The 24243-nt window shown below is 63.9% G+C and carries 20 protein-coding genes; 7 read left to right on the top strand and 13 right to left on the bottom strand.

Annotation, left to right across the window (positions count from 1 at the left end; all coding sequences use genetic code 11):
• Nucleotides 1-35: 35 nt before the first annotated feature.
• Nucleotides 36-995: a TatD family hydrolase gene (locus QD172_RS05950; protein WP_279855226.1), complete on the bottom strand. Its 960-nt coding sequence runs from the start codon at nt 993-995 to the stop codon at nt 36-38.
• 330 nt (nt 996-1325) lie between these two features.
• Here QD172_RS05950 and QD172_RS05945 point away from each other — a divergent pair, with 330 nt between their 5' ends.
• Nucleotides 1326-3263, top strand: coding sequence for an ATP-binding cassette domain-containing protein (locus tag QD172_RS05945; protein ID WP_136938377.1), 1938 nt, complete (start codon nt 1326-1328; stop codon nt 3261-3263).
• Between the two features lie 88 nt (nt 3264-3351).
• Here the strand turns inward: QD172_RS05945 and QD172_RS05940 are convergent, their stop codons facing one another.
• Nucleotides 3352-3804 carry a universal stress protein gene (locus tag QD172_RS05940; protein WP_077371357.1) on the bottom strand — a complete coding sequence of 151 codons (453 nt, stop codon included), beginning with the start codon at nt 3802-3804 and terminating at the stop codon, nt 3352-3354.
• A gap of 247 nt (nt 3805-4051) precedes the next feature.
• Between QD172_RS05940 and QD172_RS05935 the strand changes: the two genes are divergently transcribed.
• Nucleotides 4052-4600, top strand: coding sequence for a preprotein translocase subunit YajC (locus tag QD172_RS05935; protein ID WP_279855225.1), 549 nt, complete (start codon nt 4052-4054; stop codon nt 4598-4600).
• Between the two features lie 143 nt (nt 4601-4743).
• Here the strand turns inward: QD172_RS05935 and slyA are convergent, their stop codons facing one another.
• Entirely contained in the window at nt 4744-5190 is a 447-nt protein-coding gene (gene slyA, locus QD172_RS05930) for a transcriptional regulator SlyA (protein ID WP_077371363.1), read from the bottom strand.
• A 178-nt stretch (nt 5191-5368) separates the two neighbouring features.
• Complete coding sequence (locus QD172_RS05925) at nt 5369-6481, bottom strand: DUF5924 family protein (RefSeq protein WP_077371366.1); 1113 nt, start codon at nt 6479-6481, stop codon at nt 5369-5371.
• A gap of 410 nt (nt 6482-6891) precedes the next feature.
• Here QD172_RS05925 and fadB point away from each other — a divergent pair, with 410 nt between their 5' ends.
• The 3 genes from fadB to QD172_RS05910 all read left to right on the top strand — a co-directional run bounded on the left by fadB (nt 6892) and on the right by QD172_RS05910 (nt 11451).
• A complete protein-coding gene (gene fadB / locus QD172_RS05920; protein WP_077371369.1) occupies nt 6892-9042 on the top strand; it encodes a fatty acid oxidation complex subunit alpha FadB in 2151 nt (716 codons plus the stop codon).
• Between the two features lie 94 nt (nt 9043-9136).
• Nucleotides 9137-10315, top strand: a complete 1179-nt coding sequence (fadA, locus tag QD172_RS05915; protein ID WP_279855224.1) for an acetyl-CoA C-acyltransferase FadA — start codon at nt 9137-9139, stop codon at nt 10313-10315.
• A gap of 203 nt (nt 10316-10518) precedes the next feature.
• Entirely contained in the window at nt 10519-11451 is a 933-nt protein-coding gene (locus QD172_RS05910; RefSeq protein WP_077371374.1) for an amidohydrolase family protein, read from the top strand.
• A gap of 88 nt (nt 11452-11539) precedes the next feature.
• On the opposite strand, the gene QD172_RS05905 is transcribed toward QD172_RS05910, so the two are convergent.
• From QD172_RS05905 to leuS, 4 genes are all read right to left on the bottom strand, one after another.
• On the bottom strand, nt 11540-11890 hold the full coding sequence (locus QD172_RS05905) for a DUF6482 family protein (RefSeq protein ID WP_279855223.1): 351 nt from the start codon (nt 11888-11890) through the stop codon (nt 11540-11542).
• 42 nt (nt 11891-11932) lie between these two features.
• Nucleotides 11933-12991: a DNA polymerase III subunit delta gene (holA, locus tag QD172_RS05900; RefSeq protein WP_077371377.1), complete on the bottom strand. Its 1059-nt coding sequence runs from the start codon at nt 12989-12991 to the stop codon at nt 11933-11935.
• 145 nt (nt 12992-13136) lie between these two features.
• Entirely contained in the window at nt 13137-13706 is a 570-nt protein-coding gene (gene lptE, locus QD172_RS05895; protein WP_084209267.1) for an LPS assembly lipoprotein LptE, read from the bottom strand.
• Nucleotides 13707-13888: 182 nt separating this feature from the next.
• Entirely contained in the window at nt 13889-16489 is a 2601-nt protein-coding gene (gene leuS, locus QD172_RS05890) for a leucine--tRNA ligase (protein WP_279855221.1), read from the bottom strand.
• Between the two features lie 329 nt (nt 16490-16818).
• Here leuS and QD172_RS05885 point away from each other — a divergent pair, with 329 nt between their 5' ends.
• Both QD172_RS05885 and QD172_RS05880 read left to right on the top strand, forming a co-directional pair.
• Entirely contained in the window at nt 16819-17460 is a 642-nt protein-coding gene (locus tag QD172_RS05885) for a zinc ribbon-containing protein (protein ID WP_308457316.1), read from the top strand.
• Nucleotides 17460-18674 (top strand): hypothetical protein, encoded by a 1215-nt coding sequence (locus QD172_RS05880; RefSeq protein ID WP_279855220.1) that lies wholly within the window; start codon nt 17460-17462, stop codon nt 18672-18674. Before QD172_RS05885 ends, QD172_RS05880 begins: the two co-directional genes overlap by 1 nt.
• Before the next feature lie 95 nt (nt 18675-18769).
• Here QD172_RS05880 and QD172_RS05875 read toward each other — a convergent pair whose 3' ends face one another.
• The 5 genes from QD172_RS05875 to QD172_RS05855 form a co-directional block, all read right to left on the bottom strand.
• A complete protein-coding gene (locus QD172_RS05875) occupies nt 18770-19522 on the bottom strand; it encodes a YdcF family protein (protein ID WP_077371390.1) in 753 nt (250 codons plus the stop codon).
• Between the two features lie 65 nt (nt 19523-19587).
• Nucleotides 19588-21117 (bottom strand): apolipoprotein N-acyltransferase, encoded by a 1530-nt coding sequence (gene lnt / locus QD172_RS05870; RefSeq protein ID WP_279855218.1) that lies wholly within the window; start codon nt 21115-21117, stop codon nt 19588-19590.
• An 87-nt stretch (nt 21118-21204) separates the two neighbouring features.
• Entirely contained in the window at nt 21205-22113 is a 909-nt protein-coding gene (locus QD172_RS05865) for a transporter associated domain-containing protein (RefSeq protein ID WP_077371396.1), read from the bottom strand.
• Between the two features lie 128 nt (nt 22114-22241).
• Complete coding sequence (gene ybeY, locus QD172_RS05860) at nt 22242-22856, bottom strand: rRNA maturation RNase YbeY (protein WP_279855244.1); 615 nt, start codon at nt 22854-22856, stop codon at nt 22242-22244.
• A 122-nt stretch (nt 22857-22978) separates the two neighbouring features.
• Nucleotides 22979-24073: a PhoH family protein gene (locus QD172_RS05855; RefSeq protein ID WP_191237901.1), complete on the bottom strand. Its 1095-nt coding sequence runs from the start codon at nt 24071-24073 to the stop codon at nt 22979-22981.
• Nucleotides 24074-24243 lie beyond the last annotated feature (170 nt).

Here is a 24243-nt window from a genome sequence, read left to right as displayed (position 1 = left end):
TGCAAAGAAGGGCGTGCAAGGGAAGGCGTGCCGTGTCAGGCCGCGGGCAGGCGGAAGAAGCGGGTGGCAGTCGCCGTGGTGGCCTGCGCCAGCGCTTCCATCTCCATGCCGCGCAGGGCAGCGACCTCGGCCAGAATCCAGACCAGCAGCGAGGGTTCGTGGCGGCGTCCCTTGAGCTTGGCGGGCAGATTGCGTGGCACCAGATAGGGGCAGTCGGTTTCCAGCATCAGGCGTTCCAGCGGAATCTCGCGACACAGGCTGCGCAGGTGCTCGCCGCGGCGTTCATCGCACAGCCAGCCGGTCAGCCCGATATGCAGGTCGAGATCCAGATAGCCATATAGTGTCTCACGCTCGCCGGTGAAGCAGTGCACGACCGCGTGGCTGATGTCATCCCGCCAGTGCTTGAGCATCTCGAGCATCTGTCGGCCGGCGTCACGTTCATGCAGAAACAGTGGCAATCCTGTCTCGGCGGCAAGGGTCAGCTGGGCCTCGAAGGCGCGAGCCTGCTCGGCGGGCGTGGAAAAGTTGCGATTGAAATCCAGGCCGCATTCGCCCACCGCGACCACTTCCTGCTGGGCCAGCAGCTCCCGGATACCGCGCTCGACACCATCGTTCCACTGGCTGGCATCATGCGGATGCACACCGGCGGTGGCAGAAAGGCCACGATAGCGCGCCGCCAGCGCCTGAGCCTCACGCGAGCCGTCCAGGCTGGTGCCGGTCAGGATCTGCTGGCTGACGCCCGCCGCGCGAGCTCGCAGCAAGGTGCCCTCGATGTCCTGAGCATAGCTTTCATGGGTCAGGTTGACGCCGATGTCGATCAGCGGCGTCGGGCTTGCGAAGCGCAGCGCCGGCACCAGCCGAGTCAGGGCCGTCTGACGCTCGCTGTCATCGAGGGACAGGTCGGCGCACAGGTCGGCAAGCGAGGTCTCGCTCAGTTGCTCCGGGTCATAGCAGGGCAGCGCTGAGGGATCAGCATGGGGAGGAAGCGCGGACATCGAACACCCTTGAGTCACGGGGGAGGGAGAAGGAACACGGCAGTGAAAGGCGTACCAGGTCGTCTGCTGGCCTGGCACTCGAGAGTCCGGCACCGGGCGATCGGCTCGTTGGCAATGCCAGGCGCACGACGTGCTTTCAAGTGGTCGGCCATTCTACCCAAGCCGCCGATGTCTTTCAGCCCTTGCGGTGTCTTCCATCGCCTGTACGCTGCGCCTCGGGTAGAATGGCGTCATTCTCCGGCGCGCGTCGCTGGCGGCGGCCTGTCCGCCTGACTCCCACTTCCTCCGCGGCCTTCCCGGCCCCGGACCCGTCACGAGTTGCTGCTGCACATGGCATTGTTACGACTGGAAAATCTACAGCTGGCCTATGGCCATCACGTTCTGCTCAATGGGGCGGATCTTGTCGTCGAGCGCGGCGAGCGTCTGGCGCTCGTCGGCCGCAATGGTACCGGCAAGTCGACCCTGCTCAAGCTGATCACCGGCGAGTTCCAGGCCGATGCCGGTGAGCTGTGGAAGGCGCCGGGCCTCAAGATCGGTGTGCTCTCCCAGGATCTGCCGGCGGCGGAAGGTCGCACGATCTTCGATATCGTTGCCGAAGGCCTGCCGCAGGCAGGTGCGCTGCTGGCGGAATACCATCACCTGATCAGTGATCCGGAACCGGACCTCAAGCGTCTCGAGCACGTGCAGGTCGCGCTGGAAAGCGTCGATGGCTGGCAGTTCCAGCAGCGTATCGATACCGTGCTGACCCGCCTGGGCCTGCCGGAAGACACCATGATGGAAGATCTCTCCGGTGGCTGGCGTCGGCGTGTCGCGCTGGCGCGTGCGCTGGTATCCGACCCGGACCTGCTGCTGCTCGATGAGCCGACCAACCATCTGGATCTCGATACCATCGCCTGGCTGGAAGAGCAGGTCGCGGCCTTCTCCGGCGCCGTGCTGTTCATCACCCACGACAGGGCCTTCCTGAAGCGCCTGGCGACCCAGATTCTGGAGTTGGACCGTGGCCGCCTCGGCCGTTATCCGGGCGATTACGCGGCCTATCAGGCCCAGAAGCAGCACGAGATGGATGTCGAGGCCAAGGAAAACGCCGAATTCGACAAGAAACTGGCCCAGGAAGAGACCTGGATCCGCCAGGGCATCAAGGCGCGCCGCACCCGTAACGAAGGCCGCGTGCGCGCGCTGGAGAAGATGCGTGATGAGCGTGGTCAGCGTCGTGAGGTGCAGGGCCGTGCGCGTATCGCCGTCGATTCTGCCGAGCGCAGCGGCAAGCGCGTCGTGGAGCTGGAAAATGTCAGCTATCGCTACGACGAGGCGCAGGACAAGTGGGTCATCCGTGACCTGAGCGTCGAGATCCAGCGCGGCGACAAGGTCGGCCTGCTGGGGCGCAACGGCGCGGGCAAGACGACGCTGCTGCATATCCTGCTGGGTCAGCTCGAGGCCAGTGAAGGCAAGCGCATCGAAGGCACCAAGCTGCAGATCGCCTACTTCGATCAGCTGCGCAAGGGCCTGGACATGGAAGCCACCGTCTACGACAACGTGGCGCGCGGCAGCGACCGTGTCACGGTCGGCGGGCGTGACATGCACGTGATGAGCTACCTGCAGAACTTCCTGTTCACGCCGGACCGCGCGCGTCAGCCGGTGCGTTCGCTGTCAGGGGGCGAGTCCAATCGCCTGCTGCTGGCGCGTCTGTTCACCATGCCGGCCAACGTGCTGGTGCTCGATGAGCCGACCAACGACCTGGATGTCGAGACGCTGGAGCTGCTCGAGGAGCTGCTGCTCGACTTCGACGGTACCGTGCTGCTGGTCTCCCACGACCGTGCCTTCATGGACAACGTGGTCACCAATATCCTGGCCTTTGAGGGCGACGGGATCGTCAAGCCGTATGTCGGGGGCTACAGCGATTGGATACGTCAGGGCGGGCATCTGCCGCCGGCACCGTGGGAAGTCGAGCGTGAGCGCGAGGAAAAGCACCGTCGTGAGGCGCAGGCCGAGGATGAGCGTCGCAAGCGTGAAGCCGCCCAGGCGCAGCAGGCCCCCAAGAAGGTCAAGCTGCCCTACAAGTTCCAGCGCGAGCTGGATCTGATTCCGGCGACCATCGAGACGCTGGAAGCGGAGATCGCGACGCTGGAAGCCGAGATCGCGGCGCCCGAGTTCTACACGGGGGATGCCAAGGCCGTGAAGACGACGCTCGAGAAGCTCAGCCACAAGCAGCAGGTGCTGGAAGAGACGATGGAGCGCTGGATGGAGCTTGAGGCCATGCAGGAAGGCTGAGTCTCTTCTCTCGTCTCCCCGGGTGCGGAATGACACGAGGGCAGCCATTGGCTGCCCTCGTGTCATCTCGGCTCACTGACCGCCGGCGTCATTCTTCGCTGTCATCTGCCCCCACTCGGACGGCCAGCACATCACACTGGGCACCATGCAGGACACCCGTGGAGGTGGAGCCCAGCAGCAGGGCGAAGCCATGGCGACCATGTGAGCCGACCACGATCAGATCCACGTCATGTTCTGCGGCAAAGCGATGAATCTCGCTGTCCGGCATGCCGACCACGACATGCTGATCTTCAGGCGCGATACCGTGTGGCGTGGCGATGTCCCCCAGTCGCTCACGGGCATGGGAATCCAGCTGATCCTGAATGCTGGTCAGATCCATCGGGATGTCCCCGCCATAGGCAAAGCCCAGTGGCTCGAGGGTATGCATGATGGACACCTTGGCACCATTGCGCTTGGCGATGGGCAGTGCGCGTTCCAGTACCAGGTGGGAATCCTTGGTCAGATCGACAGCGACCAGTACATGCTTGTATTCGTTGCTCATCCTGAATTCCTCCCGTAGAGGTGGGCCATTCGAGTGGCGTCGTGCACCTGCTTCCATGCTAGGCTTGCCGCCCCCCGGAAGACAATGACTTGCATCAACGTATTGCCAGTGCGCCAGGCGCAACCCCCGTACGCGGTTGGATGGCTCGGGCTCTGGGCACGTTTCTGGTTGTCCGCACGGCGGCGTTTTCCGCAGTCGTTCGATGATGACGCGAATTTCTTACTGACACTTCCTGGCAGGACATTTCATGACGACAGCTCTGATCATCATTTTCGTGGTGCTGGCGATGTTGTCGCCGCTGACATGGTTACGCCCCAGCAAGCGTGAGACACGCACGTCACTGGTGCGCAAGGCCGTGATCGCGGACGGCATGCGGGTTGACCTGAAGGCAGCACCGCTTTCGGATGCCCCCAAGGGGATCGTCGGCTATCGTCGTCCCTGGCCCACCGAGCGCGATGTCACTCCCTTCATCCTCGTCCACGACGAGTGGGCCAGCGATGCACTGCGTGAGGCCGTGCCCGGATATCGTTGGCGTGAAGAGAGTCGCCTGGCGGAGGACTCCGACTTCGCGGCTGCTCTGGAACATCTCACGCGGGCGTTGCCGGAGGATGCCCTGATGCTGGAGTCCTCACTGTCCGGTTTGACGCTGTGGTGGGGGGAGAGCCTGGCACTGGAAGACTGCGAGGCGTGGCGCCGGGAGTTCGAGGCACTGCATGCCCTGTTGATCGCCAAGGCCCCCATTGCCCATCGCCGCCGTCCGTTGGTGGGGACAGAGCCCAGAATGCCGGGCGGGTGAGCGTGATATCTCGGGCTGCCCTCGGCCGCGAACAGGGCCGGCGCGTGACCTGAGCTTGCCTTGAACGTCTTGCAAAAAAGCCCCCGTCGAGTCACTCGATGGGGGCTTTTTCCTTTCCCGCTGGCGTATCCGGACACGCTCGTTCAGGCGCTTTCCGGCACCTTCTCGGAGATTTCCAGGCCATTGCGTTCCATGACGCGCAGGCATTCGCAGAATTGGTCGACCTGCTCCGGTGTGAGCCCCTCGAGCATCTCGATGCGGGTCTGCTCGGCGATGGCATCGATCTTCTCGATCAGCGGCAGTGCCTTGTGTGTCAGGAAGATGCGCTTGGTGCGGCGGTCTTCCTCACAGGCGCGGCGTTCCACCAGCCCCTGTTCGCTGAGCTGATCAAGCGTGCGTACCAGAGACGGTGCCTCGATGCCGATGGAGCGTGCCAGATCACATTGTGGCTGGCCGTCTCCGAGTCGCCACAGGTGTACCAGCGTCATCCAGCGGGTTTGTGTCAGCCCAAGCGGGGACAGTCGCTGGTCCAGGATGGCGCGCCATAGGCGCGGCAGGCGGGAAAGCTTTAGCCCGATATCTTCATGCATGGGTATGTCGTCCACAGAGTGCAAAGGATGAGTGGGCTTTTATCCTGGCACCCCTCGGTGCCGCCCTTGTCTTCAGCATGCTAGGCAGCCTGGATAATTACAAGCCTGCGAACGAATTTTACGCCCAAGGTCGAGTAACCGAGGGTTCACGCTTCAGGGTCACTCACGTCGCGAAGCGTCACAGGCCCGGAATCAGGTTGGTGATCCGCCAGCCGGGGATGCCCGCCGGCCGTGCCAGGCTGCTGTCCGCGAAGGTGGCTACCTGCGGATCATCACTGACGAGGAAGCGCAGACTGCCGATGCGCTGCCCGTTCATGGTCTCGACATCGATTTCCCATTCCCCCTCGCTGCCCTTGGGGAAGGCCGTCTTGTGTGTCCAGGCCCGGTAACCTTCCTTGCGACCGCCGTTGATGTTCAAGGCGATGCGATCCACCACTTCCCCGTCATGTCGCCAGACGTGATAGACCTTCTCCGACAACCCGCGCGGGGCGCGAATGGCCGTGTAGGCGTAGAGGCCTCTAGCGGAGAGTTGTGCTGGGGTCAGATGCATCTCGCCCCGCGGTGTCCGCGCCGCGGTGTCGAAGTCCGGCGAGAGGCTGCTGGCGTTGATCCAGAGCGTGGCAGGCGGAATCCAGGCGCGTGCCCCCCATGCGCCCACCCCCAGCATCACGCTGATGCCGATCATCGCCAGGCCACCGACCAGCCCGCGGGCAATCCGCAGGTTGGCGACACTGGGCAGCGCGAACAGGCTCATCGCGGCACAGGCAGCCAACAGACTCTCGCCGGTGGTCAGTTCCAGCAACAGGGGCAGGGTGACCAGTACCACGACGAATACGCACAGGGCGTGGAAGCCGAAGTACAGCCAGCGATGGCGCTCGGCCAGTCGGTAGTAGAAGGGGTCGAGTATCGACAGCAGAGTCGCGCCGCACAGCAGCAAGGTGAAACCTGCCTGGCCACTGGCCCAGTCTGTCGTCGCCAGAAAGAACGGCAACGTGAAGCACAGGGTCTCCTGCTGGATCAGCTGCGCCACGAAGGTGGCCAGCTTGCGGGGCAGGGCATTCTGGCCGCGATGACGGCGCAGACGGCTCCACAGGCCTTCGGCGATCAGGATCAACCAGGCCAGCATCATGCCCAGTGCCAGCATGCCGCCCAGCCATTGCTGACGATTGACTAGGAAGAAACTGCAGATACCCGCAGCGAAGCCGATGGGAGGCCATAGCCAGTGCCAGCGCTTGGTGCGTTCGACGATGCCGGTCAGGCGCAGATACAGGGCGGTGAGAGTGCTGCTCATGAAAGCATGATATCGATGTGGCCTTTGAGAGCCTGCTGGAGGGCAAGGATATGCCGCTGCCAGCCTGCGTGACGGGAAAGCGCCAAGAGTAACGCGACTGCCTTTCCGGGTGTAGCGTCGATCTTTGCCCACACCCGCTGTCGAAGTCAGGCGCCAGAGACAGGAACCGGCATGGAGACAGCCCCGGACCCCCGACCTTTCGCTAATGTCCGCAGGCTTGATCTTTGCCCGTCTGTGGCCCAAGCTGGCTGTATTCAAACGCTTGTATGAAGCGCTGTGGCGAGAGATGACTCTCCTGCGGCGCCTCTGGAAGCTTCGAGTCCGGCGAGGCCGGTTGCCAGCGCATCCATGGCAGAGACCATCCTGCGCCTGACAGCCCCTTCACCCCTTTCTCTTGTGGAGATCCGTGGATGATCTATTCAGGCAAAACGCTATCCGTCGAGGCCAATCAGGACGCCATCGCCCTGTTGACGCTCGACCTTGAAGGCGAATCGGTCAACAAGCTGGCCAGCTACGTACTCAAGGAGCTGGGGGAGGCGGTGGAGGCCATCAAGGCGACGGCCGACCTGAAGGGGCTGGTCATCCGCTCCGCCAAGGAAGCGTTCGTGGTCGGTGCCGATATCACCGAGTTCCATCAGATGTTCGAGAAGGATGAAGCCTTCCTCATCGACATGAACATGACCGTCCATGGCATCTTCAATGCCATCGAGGACCTGCCGTTCCCCACCGTCACCGCCATCAATGGGCTGGCGCTGGGCGGCGGCTGCGAGATCACCCTGACCACCGACTTCCGCGTCATGGCGGACAGCGCGAAGATCGGCCTGCCGGAGACCAAGCTCGGCATCATTCCGGGCTGGGCGGGCTGCGTACGTCTGCCGCGCCTGATCGGGGCGGACAATGCCATCGAATGGATCTGTGGGGGCACCGAGAATCGCGCCGACAAGGCCCTGGCAGTCGGCGCCGTCGATGCCGTGCTGCCGGTGGCCGAGCTGGACGCGGCGGCACTCGACATTCTGGCGCGCGCCAATGCGGGTGAGCTGGACTACATGGCACGGCGTCTCGAGAAGACCTCTCCGCTCAAGCTCAATGCCATCGAGCAGATGATGGCCTTCGAGACCGCCAAGGGCTTCGTGGCAGGCAAGGCCGGCCCGCACTATCCGGCGCCGGTGGAGGCCATCAAGGTCATCCAGAAGGGAGCGGGCGAATCGCGTGAGCGTGCCCAGGCCATCGAGGCCAAGACCTTCGCCCGGATGGCGCTGACCGACGTGGCCTTCAATCTGGTCGGCCTGTTCATGAACGATCAGGTGGTCAAGAAGAAAGCCAAGGGATACGAGAAGCAGGCGAGCAAGATCCAGCAGGCTGCCGTGCTGGGTGCCGGCATCATGGGCGGTGGCATCGCCTATCAGAGCGCCAGCAAGGGCACGCCGATCCTGATGAAGGACATCAATGGCGAGGCCATCGAGCTTGGCCTGAAGGAAGCGCGCAAGCTGTTCGGCAAGGGCGTCGAGCGCGGCAAGCTGACCACCGAGAAGATGGCGCAGGGGCTGTCCAACATTCGCCCGACGCTGTCCTATGGCGATTTCGGCAACGTGGATCTGGTCGTCGAGGCGGTGGTCGAGAACCCCAAGGTCAAGGCGTCGGTGCTGGCCGAGCTCGAGGACAACGTGGCGGATACCACCATCCTGACGTCCAACACCTCGACCATTTCCATCACGCGTCTGGCCGAATCGCTCAAGCGTCCCGAGAACTTCTGCGGCATGCACTTCTTCAACCCGGTGCATCGCATGCCGCTGGTGGAAGTCATCCGTGGTGAGAAATCCAGTGACGCGGCGATCGCCGCGACCGTCGCCTACGCCCGTCAGATGGGCAAGACACCGATCGTCGTCAACGACTGCCCGGGGTTCCTGGTCAACCGCGTGCTGTTCCCCTACTTCGGTGGCTTTAGCCTGTTGGTCGAGAAGGGCGCCGACTATCAGCGCGTCGACAAGGTGATGGAGAAGTTCGGCTGGCCGATGGGCCCGGCCTACCTGCTGGATGTGGTCGGCATGGACACTGCGGTCCACGCCAATGCGGTGATGGCCGAAGGCTTCCCGGATCGCATGGCGCGTGAGGGCAAGACCGCCATTCAGGTGATGTACGACAACAAGCGACTGGGTCAGAAGAACGACCTGGGCTTCTATCGCTATGAGGAAGACCGCAAGGGCAAGCCGAAGAAGCTGCCTGATGAAGCGGCGCAGGCACTGGTCAGTGAAGTGGTCAGCGAGACGCGCGAATTCTCCGATGACGACATCATCGCGCGCATGATGGTGCCGCTGTGCATGGAAACCATCCGGTGTCTGGAAGATGACATTGTCGGTACGCCGGCCGAGGCGGACATGGCCTTGATCTACGGCATCGGTTTCCCGCCGTTCCGTGGTGGCGCACTGCGCTACGTCGATGCCATGGGCGTGGCAGAGTTCGTCGCGCTGGCCGACAGCCTGGCCGATGAGCTGGGGCCGCTGTATCGCCCGACCGAGGCACTGCGTGAGCGTGCCAAGCGCGGCGACGCCTTCTACGCCTGAGCCTTTGATTGCTGAGCACACCCAAGTGGGGCCAGCACTATCCGACCAGAATTTTCGGCTCTCGCGACAGCGAGGGCCATGAGGGAGCCAGACAATGAATCTGAATCCGAGAGATGTGGTAATCGTCGATGGCGTGCGCACTGCCATGGCCAAGGCCAAGAATGGGGCCTTCCGCCACGTGCGCGCCGAGAACCTGTCCTCCGCGGTGATGCAGGCGCTGTTCGACCGCAACCCCGGCCTGGTTCCGGCAGAGGTCGATGACGTCATCTGGGGCTGCGTCAACCAGACCCTGGAACAGGCCATGAACATCGCGCGCAATGCCGCCATCATGACCGGCATCCCGCGCAGCGTGCCGGCGCAGACGGTCAACCGTCTGTGTGGCTCCTCGATGAGCGCGCTGCATATCGCCACCGCCAACATCAAGGCCGGCATGGGCGACTTCTACATCATCGGGGGTGTCGAGCACATGGAGCACGTGCCGATGGCGCATGGGGTCGATGTCAACCCGGCGGCCAGCAAGCACGCGGCCAGGGCCGCGATGATGATGGGCCTGACCGCAGAACTGCTCGGCAAGATGCACGGCGTGAGTCGTGAGCAGCAGGATGAGTTCGGCGTGCGCTCTCACCAGCGTGCCCAGGCGGCCGCCGATGAAGGTCGTTTCGATGACGAGATCATCGGCGTCGAGGGCCATGATGCCGAGGGGCGTCGCGTGATGGTGACCCGTGATGAGGTCATCCGTGGCGATGCCAGCATGGAATCGATGGGCAACCTCAAGCCGGTGTTCGATCCCAAGGGCGGCACCGTGACGGCGGGCACCTCCTCCGCACTTTCCGTGGGTGCCTCGGGCATGGCGGTGATGAGCGCCGAGCGCGCCGAAGCGCTGGGTCTCAAGCCCATCGCCCGCGTACTGTCCACCGGTGTGGCCGGGTGCGATGCCTCCATCATGGGCTACGGCCCGGTGCCGGCCTCCAAGCAGGCACTCAAGGCAGCGGGGCTGACCATCGACGATATCCAGACCGTCGAGCTCAATGAGGCCTTCGCGGCGCAATCGATTCCCGTGCTCAAGGACCTCGGCCTGCTGGAGCGCGCCGACACGGCGGTTAACCTCAACGGCGGCGCCATCGCGCTGGGGCATCCGCTGGGCTGTTCCGGCTCGCGTATCTGCACCACCTTGCTCAACGTCATGAAGCAGCAGAACACGCGCCTGGGTCTGGCGACCATGTGCATCGGCATGGGCCAGGGCGTCGCGACGGTCTTCGAGCGACTCGACTGAACGTCAGCGGCTTCGGTCAGCGCCTTTCGTCAGCGATCAGGCCTCGCTGATACCTCAAGCGGCATGTCTTCGGACATGCCGCTTTTTCGTCGGCAGGCTTTTGTCTGGAAACGAGAAGGGCGGCGCAGTATCGTGGCAGTGGGCGATTAAGCGTGACGTCGCCCCGGGCTTGATGATCGAGGTTACGCGAGGGAGTCGCATCGATGGATTGGAACCATGTCGAGCAGGATCTGCCGTGTGCGGCACCGCCACGCCCCCTGCCGCATCCCCTGACGTTCCGGCTGCCTCCGGGCAGCATTGATTGCCACCTTCATGTGTTCGGCGATCCGGTGCGTTATCCGCTGGCGGAAGACAGGACCTACAACCCTGCCGAATTCGGGCTCAAGGACGCGCTGGAAATGCACCACGCGCTTGGCGCCCGTCATGGCGTCCTGATCCAGCCAAGTGTCTATGGCTATGACAATCGCCTGCTGTGCGACAGCCTCGAGAACTGTCGTGAGCGCGGGCTGGATTATCGTGGCATCGCCGTGGTCTCGCCCGAGATCAGTGATGCAGAGCTTGAGCGGCTCTCCAGGCTGGGCGTTTGCGGGGTGCGCCTCAATCTGATCTTCTCCGGCGGGCTGCGCTGGCGTGATGTCGTGCTGCTGGCGGACCGTCTGGCCCGCTTCGACTGGCATCTGGAATGCCTGATCGATGTCTCGACCTTCCGTGACATGGAGGCACGGCTCGGCAGTCTGCCGGTGCCGGTGGTGATCGACCACATGGGCCACCTCGCGGCTTCACGGGGGCCGGAATGTCCCGGTTTCACCGCGCTGTGTCGGATGCTCAAGCAGGGACGTACCTGGGCCAAGCTGTCGGCGCCATATCGACTCACCACCCGGGGACGCCTGCCGTATTCCGATGTCACGGCACTGGCGCGGGCACTGGTTTCCGCCAATCCCGAACGCGTGGTGTGGGGCAGTGACTGGCCGCATCCGCATATCGGGGTCGAGATGCCGGAGGAGGACACGCTGGCGGAATTGATGCAGCGCTGGCTGCCGGAGCGCGAGATGCGCGAGAAGATCTTCCGCGACAATCCACGCAAGCTCTATGGATATCCCGCCTTCGTGAAGTCGAAGGTCGAGGAGGCGCACTGAGCGCAGATCGAGCGCCCACGTGAGTCACAGGGGCGTGCCGCCATGACAGAAGCCCCCGTCAGTGAACTGGCGGGGGCTTCTGTCATGGCTACAGCGTCTTGAACGCCACACGCGTGCCATGGGCCAGCAGGCCGGCATTGTCGACCGGAGTCGTGGGGAGGCCGATCATCTCATCCTGCACTTCCGCCCAGGTCTGCACGCCATGCGTCAGCCCCAGCGGCAGCAACAGGCGACTGATCCACTGCGTGCCGGTGAAGCGCAGGGACTGACCGTCTTCATCGACCAGACGACTGATGCCGTCGGCATGATGCAGGCGCACCAGATACAGCCCCTGATCCAGCGTCTGGATCTCCACGGTCAGCGTGTTGCCTTCGGCGAGCCATCGACGCAGGGTCTCGACACTGACGCCTTCGCCAAGCAACGGGGGTGTCATCTGCATGGGATCTCCCTCGTGTCAGAGGCACGTCGGACCGTGCCAGGATCACCCCACCTTGTAGGCGTGAGGCAGTTCGGCCAGCGGGCCGCGTCCACCGGCGAGCGTCAGGGCGAGATCCACCATCCCGTCCCAGATAGGCAGCGTCATTCCGCCCTTGATTGCCATGTCGAGTCGCTGCGAGAACAGCAGCAGCTTGTGCAGACGCTTGTGGGGCAGACGATTGAGCGCCTGCTGATAGAAGGGACGCCGCTTGTCGAAGATCATCGGTTTCTGCGCCTTGCAGGCATGCTCGAAACTCTGGCCTTGATCGAGGTGCTGACGCAGCGAGAGCAGGGTGCGCAGCTCGCGGGTCAAGGCCCACAGGATCACCGGCGGCTCGACCCCTTCTCCCCGCAGACCCAGCACGATACGCCCGCTGCGCTCGATCTCGCCCTTCAGGCAGGCATCCGCCAGCGTGAAGACATCATAGCGGGCATTGTCCTCGACCCCCTGGGCGATGGCATTGCCATCCAGGCGTGCGCCCGGCGGGTGCAGCAGCGCCAGCTTCTGCAGCTCCTGGTCCGCGGCCAGCAGATTGCCCTCGATGCGCTCGGCCAGCAGCCGGGCGGCGTCCTGATTCAGTTCCAGGCCATGCAGGCGGGCGCGATCACGAATCCAGAAACCGAGGCGGGAATGATCCACCGGCCAGACCGCGATGAACACTCCCACCTTCTCGAGCGCCTTGAACCACGCCGTCTGCTGCACCTTGCGGTCGAGGCGTGCGGCGGTGATCAGCAGGATGTCGCCATCCTTCTCGATGCGCTCGGCATAGGCCTTGAGCACCTTGCTGCCTTCCTGGCCGGCGCTCTGGGTGCCCAGGCGCAGCTCGATCAGCTTGCGCGAGGCGAACAGTGACATGCTGGCGGCGGATTCGGTCAGACGACCCCACTGGAAACCGTTCTCGACGTGAAGGACTTCCCGCTCCTCGACGCCGGCCGCACGCGCCGCGCGCCGGATGGCGTCGCAGCTTTCCTGATGGATAAGAGGCTCGTCGCCCGCCACGATATAGACCGGAGACAGGCGCTTGTTGAGTTGCTCTTCCAGCTTGTCGGGATAGACCTTCATGAATGTCCTTCGATCCTGCACGGGAGAGGGCGGTGACGCTGGATGGCGGCAGACGCACACGGCTCCGCGGTGGTCGGTTGCCCGATAGCGCGGAGCCGTGATGATGGTGCGGTCTACTGGTGAGCGTCTCGCCAGTTCAGAGAGTTCAGGGGGTGATGGCGCGCAGGCGGTCCATCAGCTGACGACTCAGCTCACGATCATTCTGCTCACCGGCACGTTCACGCACGTCATCGGTGTTGAGCAGGTTGTCGTCGTTGGTGTAGTAGTCGCTGCTGGCTTCCAGCTCCTGCTGGTTGGCCAGGTAGGCACCGTCCGACTTGCGTTGCAGCGAGTAGACGACACGATAGGTCAGCTCGCGCTTGATGCTGCCTGCATCACCAAAGGTGATCTGATGGACGTCTTCATTCAGCTTGCCCAGATTCAGGCGCAGTGGTGCATCATCGCTCAGGCGGATGTCGGCCTGCTTGAGCGCTTCGCGCAGCGCGTCGTGGGTATCGGTGTTCGGTGCCTGGACATCGAGTTCGGTGATGGCCATCGGCGTGGCGTCGTAATCGCGCAGCTGGAAGCCACAGCCGCTCAACGTCAGCGCGACGCCGACGCCAATGGCCGCCATCAGGCGGCGAGGAGCCGACCGGCGCGGGGCAGCTGACGCTGCGGTCTCGCCGGGGCTGCGTGATGCGTCCACTGATGCACTGTTGGAATTCGCCTGCGTCACCGTGACCTCCTGTCATGAACGAGTGTCATGAATGTCCTGCGAGAGCGCTGCATGCTCCGGAGATTCCCGCAAGCCATGCCGCGCACGAAATTTGGCTGCCAGCCATCCGCAAGAGGATGTGGATGGCTGGCAGGAGCCCGACGCGCTCAGGCGCCGGGTGCGGGGCGTGCCCCGGTATCGCCTCAGTTGGCGACGATGTTGACCAGCTTGCCCGGTACCACGATGACCTTGCGCACCGTCTTGCCATCGGTGTGCTTGGTGACGTTGGCATCTGCCAGGGCAGCAGCCTCGATGGCATCACGGTCGGCATCGGCGGCGAAGGACAGACGCGCCCGCAGCTTGCCGTTGACCTGCACGACCAGCTCGATGCTGTCCTTCTTCATCGCATCCCTGTCCGCGACCGGCCAGCTGGCGTCGATCACGGCTTCCTCGTGGCCCAGTGTCGCCCACAGCGAGTGGCTGGCATGCGGGATGATCGGTGACAGCAACAGCACGCAGGCCTCGACGGCTTCACGGCTGACGGCTAGGCCCTGCTCGGAGGCGTCCTCGAAGCGGCTGATGGCGTTGACCAGCTCCATCACGGCCGCGATGGCGGTGTTGAAGGTGGTACGGCGGCCGATGTCATCGCTGCACTTGGCGATCGTCTCGTGCGTCTTGCGACGCAGCGCCTTCTGGTCATCGTTCAGGCCTGCCACGTCCAACGCGGCCGGGGTGCCGGCAGCGACGTGCTCGTGAACCAGGCGCCAGACGCGCTTGACGAAGCGATGCGCGCCCTCGACACCGGAATCGGACCACTCCAGCGACTGCTCGGGCGGTGCGGCAAACATCATGAACAGACGTACGGTGTCGGCGCCGAAGCGGTCGATCATCGACTGCGGGTCCACGCCGTTGTTCTTGGACTTGGACATCTTCTCGGTGCCACCGATCTCCACCGGCAGGCCATCGGACTTCAGCACGGCCTTGATGGCACGGCCCTTGTCGTCGGTCTCGACGTCCACGTCCAGCGGGTTGAACCAGTCGCGGCCGCCTTTCTCGTTGATGCGGTAGTAGGTATCCGCGACCACCATGCCCTGGGTCAGCAGCTGCTTGAACGGCTCATCGCTGTCGACCAGGCCGAAGTCACGCATCAGCTTGTGGAAGAAGCGCGAGTAGAGCAGGTGCAGGATGGCGTGCTCGATGCCGCCGATGTAGTAGTCGACCGGCAGCCAGTAGTTGGCGCGCTCGTCCAGCATGGCCTCGGCATTGTCCGCGCAGCAGAAGCGCGCGTAGTACCAGGAGGACTCCATGAAGGTGTCGAAGGTGTCGGTCTCGCGCTGCCAGCCATCGCCCAGGTCACTGAAGGACGGCATCTTCTTGATCGGCGAACCGCCGGAGGCGTCGAATTCGACTTCCAGTGGCAGCTCGACCGGCAGCTCGTCGTCGGTCAGCGGGATGGATTCGCCATTCGGACCATTCTTGACTGGAATCGGCGCGCCCCAGTAGCGCTGACGCGAGACGCCCCAGTCGCGCAGGCGGAAGTTGGTCTTGACCTCACCACGGCCCTGCTCGACCAGACGTGCGGCGATGGCATCGAAGGCGCTCTCGAAGTCGAGCCCATTGAAGTCGCCGGAGTTGATCAGCACGCCGTGCTCGGTGAAGGCAGCCTCGCTGACGTCAGGCGCGTTGCCGTCGGCATCGGCGATCACGGCTTCGATGGGCAGGCCGTACTTGGTGGCGAATTCGTGGTCGCGCTCGTCGTGGGCCGGCACGGCCATCACGGCACCGGTACCGTATTCCATCAGCACGAAGTTGGCGATGTAGACCGGCACTTCACGGCCCGTCAGCGGATGGATGGCCTTGAAGCCGGTATCCATGCCGCGTTTTTCCATGGTCGCCATGTCGGCTTCGCTGGTGCCGCCACGCGCGCATTCGGCGTTGAACTCTGCAAGCTCGGCATTGTGCTCCGCCGCGGCCTTGGCCAGCGGGTGAGCGGCGGCGACACCGACGTAGGTCACGCCCATCAGGGTATCCGGACGCGTGGTGAAGACGGTCAGGGATTCCTGCACCTGGCTTGCCTTGGCATCGAGGCCGAAGCTCAGCTCGACACCCCGCGACTTGCCGATCCAGTTGCGCTGCATGGTCTTGACCTGTTCCGGCCACTCGACCTTGTCGAGGTCGGCCAGCAGCTCTTCGGCATAGTCGGTGATGCGCAGGAACCACTGCGGGATTTCCTTGCGCTCGATCAGCGCGCCGGAGCGCCAGCCACGGCCGTCGATGACCTGCTCATTGGCGAGCACGGTCTGGTCCGCCGGGTCCCAGTTGACGATGGAGCTCTTCTTGTAGACGACTCCCTTCTCGACCAGCTTGGCGAAGAACCATTGTTCCCAGCGGTAGTATTCGAGATCACAGGTCGCGAACTCACGGCTCCAGTCGTAGGCGAAGCCCAGCGCCTTGAGCTGATCGCGCATGTAGGCGATGTTCTCGTGGGTCCACTTGCCCGGCGCGACGTTGTTCTTCATCGCGGCATTTTCCGCCGGCAGGCCGAAGGCATCCCAGCCCATCGGCTGCATCACGTTCTTGCCCTGCATGCGCTGGAAGCGCGAGATCACGTCACCGATGGTGTAGTTACGCACGTGCCCCATGTGCAGCTTGCCGCTGGGGTAGGGGAACATCGACAGGCAGTAGAACTTCTCGCGGTTGGCATCTTCCACCGCCTTGAAGCACTGATTTTTCTCCCAGTACTGCTGGGCAGCCTGTTCGATCTTGTCGGGAGCGTACTGTTGAGACGTATCCTGTGAGTCCATCGGGTCCGTTGCTACCTTGGCGTTGGCCTGTACCTGTCCAAGCGGGCAGGCAGGGCGTGAAGAGATGGGCGGTCCGCTTGGCAAGGCCGCCACTGTCAGCGATGGGGTCAAGTCTACCCCAGACGCCAGGCCTCAGGTAGGGGAGGCGACTGCCATGGCCCGCCGTGAGACCGGTCTTGACAGGGTGACGCGATATCCTGACCTGCGTCACGTCCTGCAGGCGGCCACGAGTGGGTGTGGCTTGTGAAGCAACGCCAACACCACCATGCTTGAGAGAGCGCCCCATGCCTCCCGCAGACCGGGAGACGCTGATGATACAAGGAGAGTCCATGAGCCAACCACGTGAACCCCGTGATCCGCACGATCCCGCCAGTGCCACCACGTCCTCGCATGACAGCGGCTTTGAAGATACCCCGATGCCCTCCCGCCAGCCGCAGGGCGAAGGGGAAGGACGTCTCGGCGATGCCTATGGGCGAATCCTGACGCGTCTGGAAGACAGCAGCGGCGAGTTGTCCTGGGAAGGGCTCAAGGCCGAGCTGGATGAAGCGGTGAAGTTCGAGGCCGAGGTCGAGGAGTTCACCCGTGACGAGCTGGCGCTGCTGCGTGCCTGGGTCGAGCGGGACATGCAGGAATTCCGTCGCCACCTGGCGGCCGGTGGCGAAGGGGTCGCCAGCTGGCTGGGGATTGATCTCGACGTGCTGTCGCGCAGCGTCAGTTCCGCGCTGATGTCCATCGCGGATCGCACCGTGGTGGACCGCGCGCACTTCGAGGAAGATCTCGAGGCCGCTCGCGCCGACTACACCAGTGGAGAAGTCATCGCGCCGGGGCTGCTGCACTGCGTGCATTGTGAGGCCATCACGACCTTGACGCGCCCCAGCGTACTGGAGCCCTGCCATGCCTGTGGGCACCGTTTCTTCGCACGCGGGGCGCCGCAACCCGCGTCATCAACCGATGCGGACCCCCGGGACTGATGGCGACACCGCACGACTGGTTCCTGCCAGCGCATCAGGCGTGGACGGCAGGGCATCGCGCCCGAGCCGTCCAGTGCATGATCGCGCATTTCAATCAACAGGCTCGCCCGCGTGCCGCGGGCCTCTTCAAGCAGGTGTCCTACTACCTGTTCCTGCTGGGGGATTATCGCGCTGCCGGTCAGATACTCGGCCAGGGTTGTGATGAATGCCCCGAGGATGAAGAAATCGCCCTCAATCGGGTGGTATGCCTGTCGCGGGCGGGTGATGCGTCAGGGGCCATCGCCGCTGGGCAGAGGCTGGTCGATGGAGGAAGCCGCAATCCGGTACTGTTCGATGCATTGGCCTCCTGCTGTGCACGCCTGGGGCGCCATGCTCAGGCACGTGGCTTCGGCAGTCGCGCATTGGAGCTCAAGGATGTCGCGTACGGAGACCAGCCGCTTGCCAAGGACTGGGCATTGCCCTCCAGAGCCCCATCGGCGGTGGCAGCCGGCAAGCGGCGAGTGCTGTCCTATGGTCTCTGGGGCCAGGGGCCGCGTTATCTGAATGGCATGTTGCATAACCTGTTGCTGGCACCGGTGCTCTACCCGGGCTGGCAGGTGCGGCTGTATCACGACGACAGTGTGCCAGAGGATTTTCTGGACATCGCCCGGCAGCTGGACGCCGAGCTGGTGGAACGTCCGAAGACCGACTCACTCAGACAGCGGCTGTGCTGGCGATTTGCGGTCGCGGATGATCCCGGCGTTGGCTATTTCCTGGTGCGGGACTGCGACAGTGTCATCAGTCTTCGCGAGGTACGAGCCGTGCAGATGTGGCTGACTTCCGGGCGCTTCTTCCATGTGATGCGCGATTGGTGGACGCATACCGATCTCGTGCTGGCGGGACTCTGGGGAGGTGTCGCCGGGGTGCTGCCCTCGATGGAGGGGATGCTGGCGGACTGGAGTCCCCGGCAGGTGGAAACCCCAAACATCGATCAATGGTTTCTCAAGGAGCGCGTCTGGCGCTATCTGCGTACCAGCCTCATGAGCCATGACCGCTGTTATTCGCTGAAGGTGAACTCGCGCGCCAGCCTGGCGTTTCCCGATGATGTGCTGGGTGAGCTTCCCGCGGGCAATGCCCATGTCGGATGCGATGAATGGACGCGGGACCCGGCTTTCCAGCGTCGCCAGCTGGGGCCCTGGCTCAGGCAGGCCAGCTGGATGCAGGAGGTCACCTGAGAGCGTGAGCGTGGCAGGGTGGCATTGATGACCAGAGACACGACGGGCTGCCCATGGGCAGCCCGTCGTGTCTCTGATCGGTGGCCTCGATGCGTCTAGCGACCCACCAGCCAGCCGATCCACTCGTGCAGTGCCCAGCGTGACTGGGTCAGCGCGGAGCTGTTGGGAATCCAGGCATCGATTCCCAGCCCGGAGACGGTGGTGTATCCCACCGGGGCCGGAATGATGGTGCGGAAGCCCTGATTCTGGAAGTTGCGCATCGCGCGCGGCATGTGCCAGGCACTGGTGACCAGCACGATCTTGTTGATGTCGTCTTCCTTGAGCATCTCGCGAGTGTAGCGCGCATTCTGCTGGGTATTCTCGCTGCGGTTCTCAAGCCAGCGCGCCGGGTAATCGAATTCATCGATCAGCGAGCGCTGCATCAGTTCCGCCAGGGTGCCATCGTCCGATGACGAGACCTTGCCGCCGGTCAGCAGGATCGGCAGCTCGGCGTTGCGCGCGACCCGCACGCCTTCGTCCAGCCGGCTGAGCGTCTCGCCGTTGATCCGGTCTCGTCCCTGCAGCTCCGGCGCATTGTAGTAACGGCCACCGGACAGCACGACCACCGCCTGAGCCTGAATCCATTCCGCCGGTGCACTGGGCTGAATGCGCTCAAGCCCGGCCATCAGGCGTGTGGAGACGACCGGTGACGCCAGGAGCCACATGCCCAGAATGGCCAGTGCCATCAACGCCCGCGCCAGAGTCGGCCAGCGCTTGAGGATCAGCATGGTCAGGATCAGCAGCAGCAGCGGGCCGCCGGGTGGCAGTATCAGGTCCTTGATGATGCCGAGAAACTCGGTGAAGCCCATGATGGTCTCGCTTGTTCAGAGGCGCTGCCGGGCATCTCCCGGCAGCGGATAGGGGGAGCAGCGTATCAGCTGGACGCCTTCATGCCACGGCGTGCCGCCAGACGTTCACCGATGCCCAGCATCAGGCTCGGTGCCAGCAGCAGGCCCACCAGGATCCATATCGGCAGCAGTCCGAAGCGCATCCAGGGCGTCATGCCCAGCTGCAGGCGGATGTCGCCGGTGACGGTCGCTTCCTCGAACTGCGGGGCGCGGGCAATGATCTCCCCCTGTGGCGAGATGATCGCCGTCACCCCGTTGCTGGTCGCGCGCAGCAGGAAACGTCCGTTTTCCAGTGCGCGAATCTGTGCCATCTGCAGGTGCTGGAGCGGGCCGATGGAGTGACCGAACCAGGTGTCATTGGACACGGTCAGCAGCACGGTCGAGCTCAGCGCCCGCTGGCGAACCAGCTCCGGATAGACGATCTCGTAGCAGATGGCGACCCCGATACGCAGCCCGCTCACGAACAGCGGTTCCTGCTGACTGTCGCCTGATTGCATGCTCGACATCGGCAGGTCTAAGAAGCCGATGATGCCACGCAACCAGCTCTCCAGCGGCACATATTCTCCGAAGGGCACAAGATGTTCCTTGCGGTACTGGGCCGAAGGGTCATCGATGGGGATCACGCTGTTGTAGAAGCGGTTGTCGGCGTCGCGCTCGACGATGCCGGTGATCAGCCCGGTCTTGGGAGGCAGCGTCGCCTGGATGCGTTCCAGGAAGGGCTCGGCCTGATCGCGCAGCATCGGCAGTGCGGTTTCCGGCCACACGATCAGGTCGGCATCGTCCTGCACGGCCCGGGTCATCGCGGCATAGGTATTGGCCGCGCGTCGCTGGCCCTCGGCGCTCCACTTGATCAGCTGCGGCAGGTTGCCCTGCAGCAGCGCGACGCGTGCCGGCTCTCCGCCGGGATGCGTCCAGCTGGTCGGCAGCAGCAGACCCGCCCCCCACATCACCACCAATGGCACGAGGGTCAGCCAGCGCCGCCTGAGCGCCAGGTTCCACAGCAACGCACCGGACAGCGCGATGATCAGTGAGACGCCGTAGACCCCGAGTATCGGCACCCAATTGGCCAGCGGCGACCCCACCGCACTGTTGCCCAGCAGCAGCCACGGGAAGCCGGTGAAGGCCCAGGTGCGAAACAGCTCACTGATGACGAAGACGGCAGCGAACGACAGCACGTCCAGCTGGCGTGAGCAGAAGCGTTGCCACAGCCCCATCCACAGCATCGGGAACAGCGCCATGGTGGAGACGAACAGCATCGTCAGCAGCACGGCCAGCGGCATGCCGGTATAGCCGTAATCATGGATCGAGACATAGACCCAGCTGGCGCCACTGCCGAACAGACCGACGCCATACCACCAGGCGCGCAGGAAGCCACCGCTCGGCATGCGCAGGGCGCCGTAGAGCAGCCCCGCACCCACCGGGCCCAGCCACCATTGCTCGAAGGGGGCGAAACTCAGGGTGATCAAGACACCGGCGATCAGAGCCAGCAGGTGGCCCAGCGCATTGCTCAACGACGACGTGCCCCTGAAGGCCGCCGGGTGAGGTGATTCGGACATGCCGCTCTCCTTGTAAAATGCCAGACACACCGTCGGGCATGTCTGGCATTGTCCTCTATCGATTCAGCCTGGCATCAGCGCCATGGGTCACTCACCGCTGATGTGCGCGCGATGCTCAGCGGAGGGCGGGGCATCACCGGTGGCATCTTCCAGGCGGCAGACCTGCACCTGGCGAATGCGACGGTTGTCGGCATTGAGCACGGTGAAGCGCCAGCCGGCGAAGTCGGTCGACTCCTGGCGACGTGGCATGTGACCGAAGCGCTGGATCATCAGACCGCCGATGGTATCGAACTCTTCATCCGGGAAGTCGGTGGCGAAGTGCTCGTTGAAGTCCTCGATGGTGGTCAGGGCGCTGACGGCGAACTGGCCGTCGCCCAGCTCACGGATATCCTCATCCTCATCGGTGTCGTGCTCATCCTCGATGTCGCCGACGATCTGCTCGAGAATGTCCTCGATGGTGATCAGGCCCGCGGTGCCGCCGTATTCATCGATGACCACCGCCATGTGATTGCGGGTCTCGCGGAATTCCTTGAGCAGGCTGTTGAGGCGCTTGGACTCCGGGATGAACATGGCCGGACGGATGGCTTCGCGTAGATCGAAGCGCTTGCGCTCGCTGTCGTTCTGCAGGATCAGCGGCAGCAGGTCCTTGGCCAGCAGGATGCCGAGCACCTCGTCGAGGTTCTCGTCGATGACGGGATAGCGGGAATGTGCCGATTCGAGGATCAGCGGCAGGTACTCCTCAGGACGCTGATCGACCTGGATAGCCTGCATCTGGGAGCGGGGGATCATCACCTCGCGGACTTGCTGGTCACTGATTTCCAGCGCGCCCTCGATGATGGCAATCGCATCCTGATCGAGATTGAGGCGTGGGCCTACCTCGGTCAGGAACTGAAGCAGCTCACTGCGGGAGCTGGGTTCGTCGGTGTCGCTTGAGAAGGCGCCGAACAGCTTATCGAGCCAGGATTTCGAATGGCTTCCCGATCGGTCTTCGCTCATGCGTTAGTTTCTCTTTTCCTCGGTGGCGATACCCCATCGTCGTGGGGGTATCGGGGCTGCCGGGTGACGCCTGGACGAACCAGGCATTACCCGACGGCGGGTGCTGCCGATGCGAAAGGGCATCGGCATCATTGATTCTCTTCCCGGTAGGGGTCGGCAATGCCCAGCCCTGCCAGCACGTCACGCTCGAGGGCTTCCATATGCTCGGCGTCATCGTCCTCGATATGGTCATAACCTAGCAAGTGCAAGGTGCCATGCACGAGCATATGGGCAAAATGGTCCTCGAGGGACTTGCCCTGGGCGGCCGCTTCCCGCGCCACGACGTGCACGCTGATGACGAGGTCGCCGAGAAAGCGCGAGGCGTCGTCCGCTTCATCCGCGGCCTCATCCTCAGCCGTCATCAGTTCCGGGGTCTGCGGCGCCTCAGCATCCCCCACGCCACCTGACTCCAGCATGACATCGTCGTCAGCGATGTCGCCCTGAGGCTGGCCGTCGAGGCCGGCGTCTTCACCGTCATCGAATCCCGGAGCTTCCTCGGCGAAACGCTCCGCCAGTTCGGCCGGCAGGGCGAAGTCGTCGAGATCCAGTGGCTCATGCGGGAAGGACAGCACATTGGTGGAGGAATCCTTGCCGCGATAGTCGCGGTTGAGCCCGCGGCTTTCTTCCTCTTCCACCAGGCGCACGGTCAGCTCGTAGGGGGTGTCATCCGCCTCGCCGTCACTCTGCAGGGCGTCATCGGCCATGGCCCCTGCCAGCGCCGCGGCCACCCAGGCCTCGAGCTGATGGCTCGCCGGCAACGGCTGGCCATCGATCTCGCTCTCGGTGACAGCGAGTTGCAGGTCCACGACCACGGCAGGTGCCTGGCTCACTGAGCACCCCCATTGCCGGAGGGCCTGTCACTGGACGAGCTGTTCTCAGAAGGCGGCGTGCTGCCCTGGGCATTGAGTGCCGCCATGCGCGCTTCGCGCTCGGCCTGGCGCTTCTCGCGACGCTCGCCTTCCTGCTTCTCTTCCTCGGCCTCGAAGCTGTCGTAGGCCTCGACGATGCGCTGCACCAGCGGGTGACGCACCACGTCCTTGGCGAGGAAGCGGGTGATGCTGATCCCCGGAGTGTCCTTGAGCACTTCCAGCACGTGCGCAAGGCCCGACTGGGTACCACGCGGCAGGTCGACCTGCGAGACATCCCCGGTGATGACGGCGGTGGAGCCGAAACCGATGCGCGTCAGGAACATCTTCATCTGTTCGCGCGTGGTGTTCTGGGACTCATCGAGAATGATGTAGGCATTGTTGAGCGTCCGGCCACGCATGTAGGCCAGCGGGGCGATCTCGATGATCTGGCGCTCGATCATCTTGTTGACGTGCTCGAAGCCGAGCATCTCGTAGAGGGCGTCATAGAGCGGGCGCAGGTAGGGGTCGATCTTCTGGGCCAGATCACCGGGCAGGAAGCCGAGCTTCTCGCCGGCCTCGACCGCCGGGCGCACCAGCAGGATACGGCGCACTTCCTGATTGTTGAGCGCTTCCACCGCAGCGGCGACGGCCAGATAGGTCTTGCCGGTACCGGCCGGGCCGATGCCGAAGTTGATGTCGTGGTTGCGCATCTCGGTGACGTAACCCTGCTGGTTGAAGCCGCGCGGGCGGACCAGCACCTTGGGAGTACGAATCACCACGTCGCCGTAGCTGACGTCCTGGTCTTCCGCGGCTTCCACCAGTGCCTCGACACCGGATTCCTGCAGGAAGAGATGGACGGTCTCGGCATCGACTTCCCCGGCACCGGTCTCGCGATAGAGGTGCTCCAGCACGTTGGCTGCGGCCTTGACGGCAGCCGAGGGGCCGGCGATCTGGAAGTCGTTGCCGCGGTTGCGCAGGGTGACACCGAGTCGGGATTCGATCAGCTTGAGGTGCTCGTCGCGCTGACCGGTCAGGCTGGCCAGACGCTGTGGGTCTGCCGGCTCGAGCGTCATGTTGAGAATGCGATTGGCTTGCTGGGGCTGGTGGCTCAAGGCGTCGAATGTCCTGATGCAGGTGAATGCGTGAGTCGCGGTGGGCAAGGAATTCACCTGAGTGAAACCCGGCTGCCACGTCGTTGAGAAGAGCTTAATGCGCGATGGCCGTACAGGGCAATTGTCCTGTA

This window comes from Cobetia sp. 10Alg 146, assembly GCF_029846385.1.
In the GTDB taxonomy this organism is placed as follows: Bacteria; Pseudomonadota; Gammaproteobacteria; order Pseudomonadales; family Halomonadaceae; genus Cobetia; species Cobetia marina.
The sequence above is the reverse complement of the archived record's forward strand: the minus strand, read 5'-3'. Positions and strand labels throughout refer to the sequence as shown.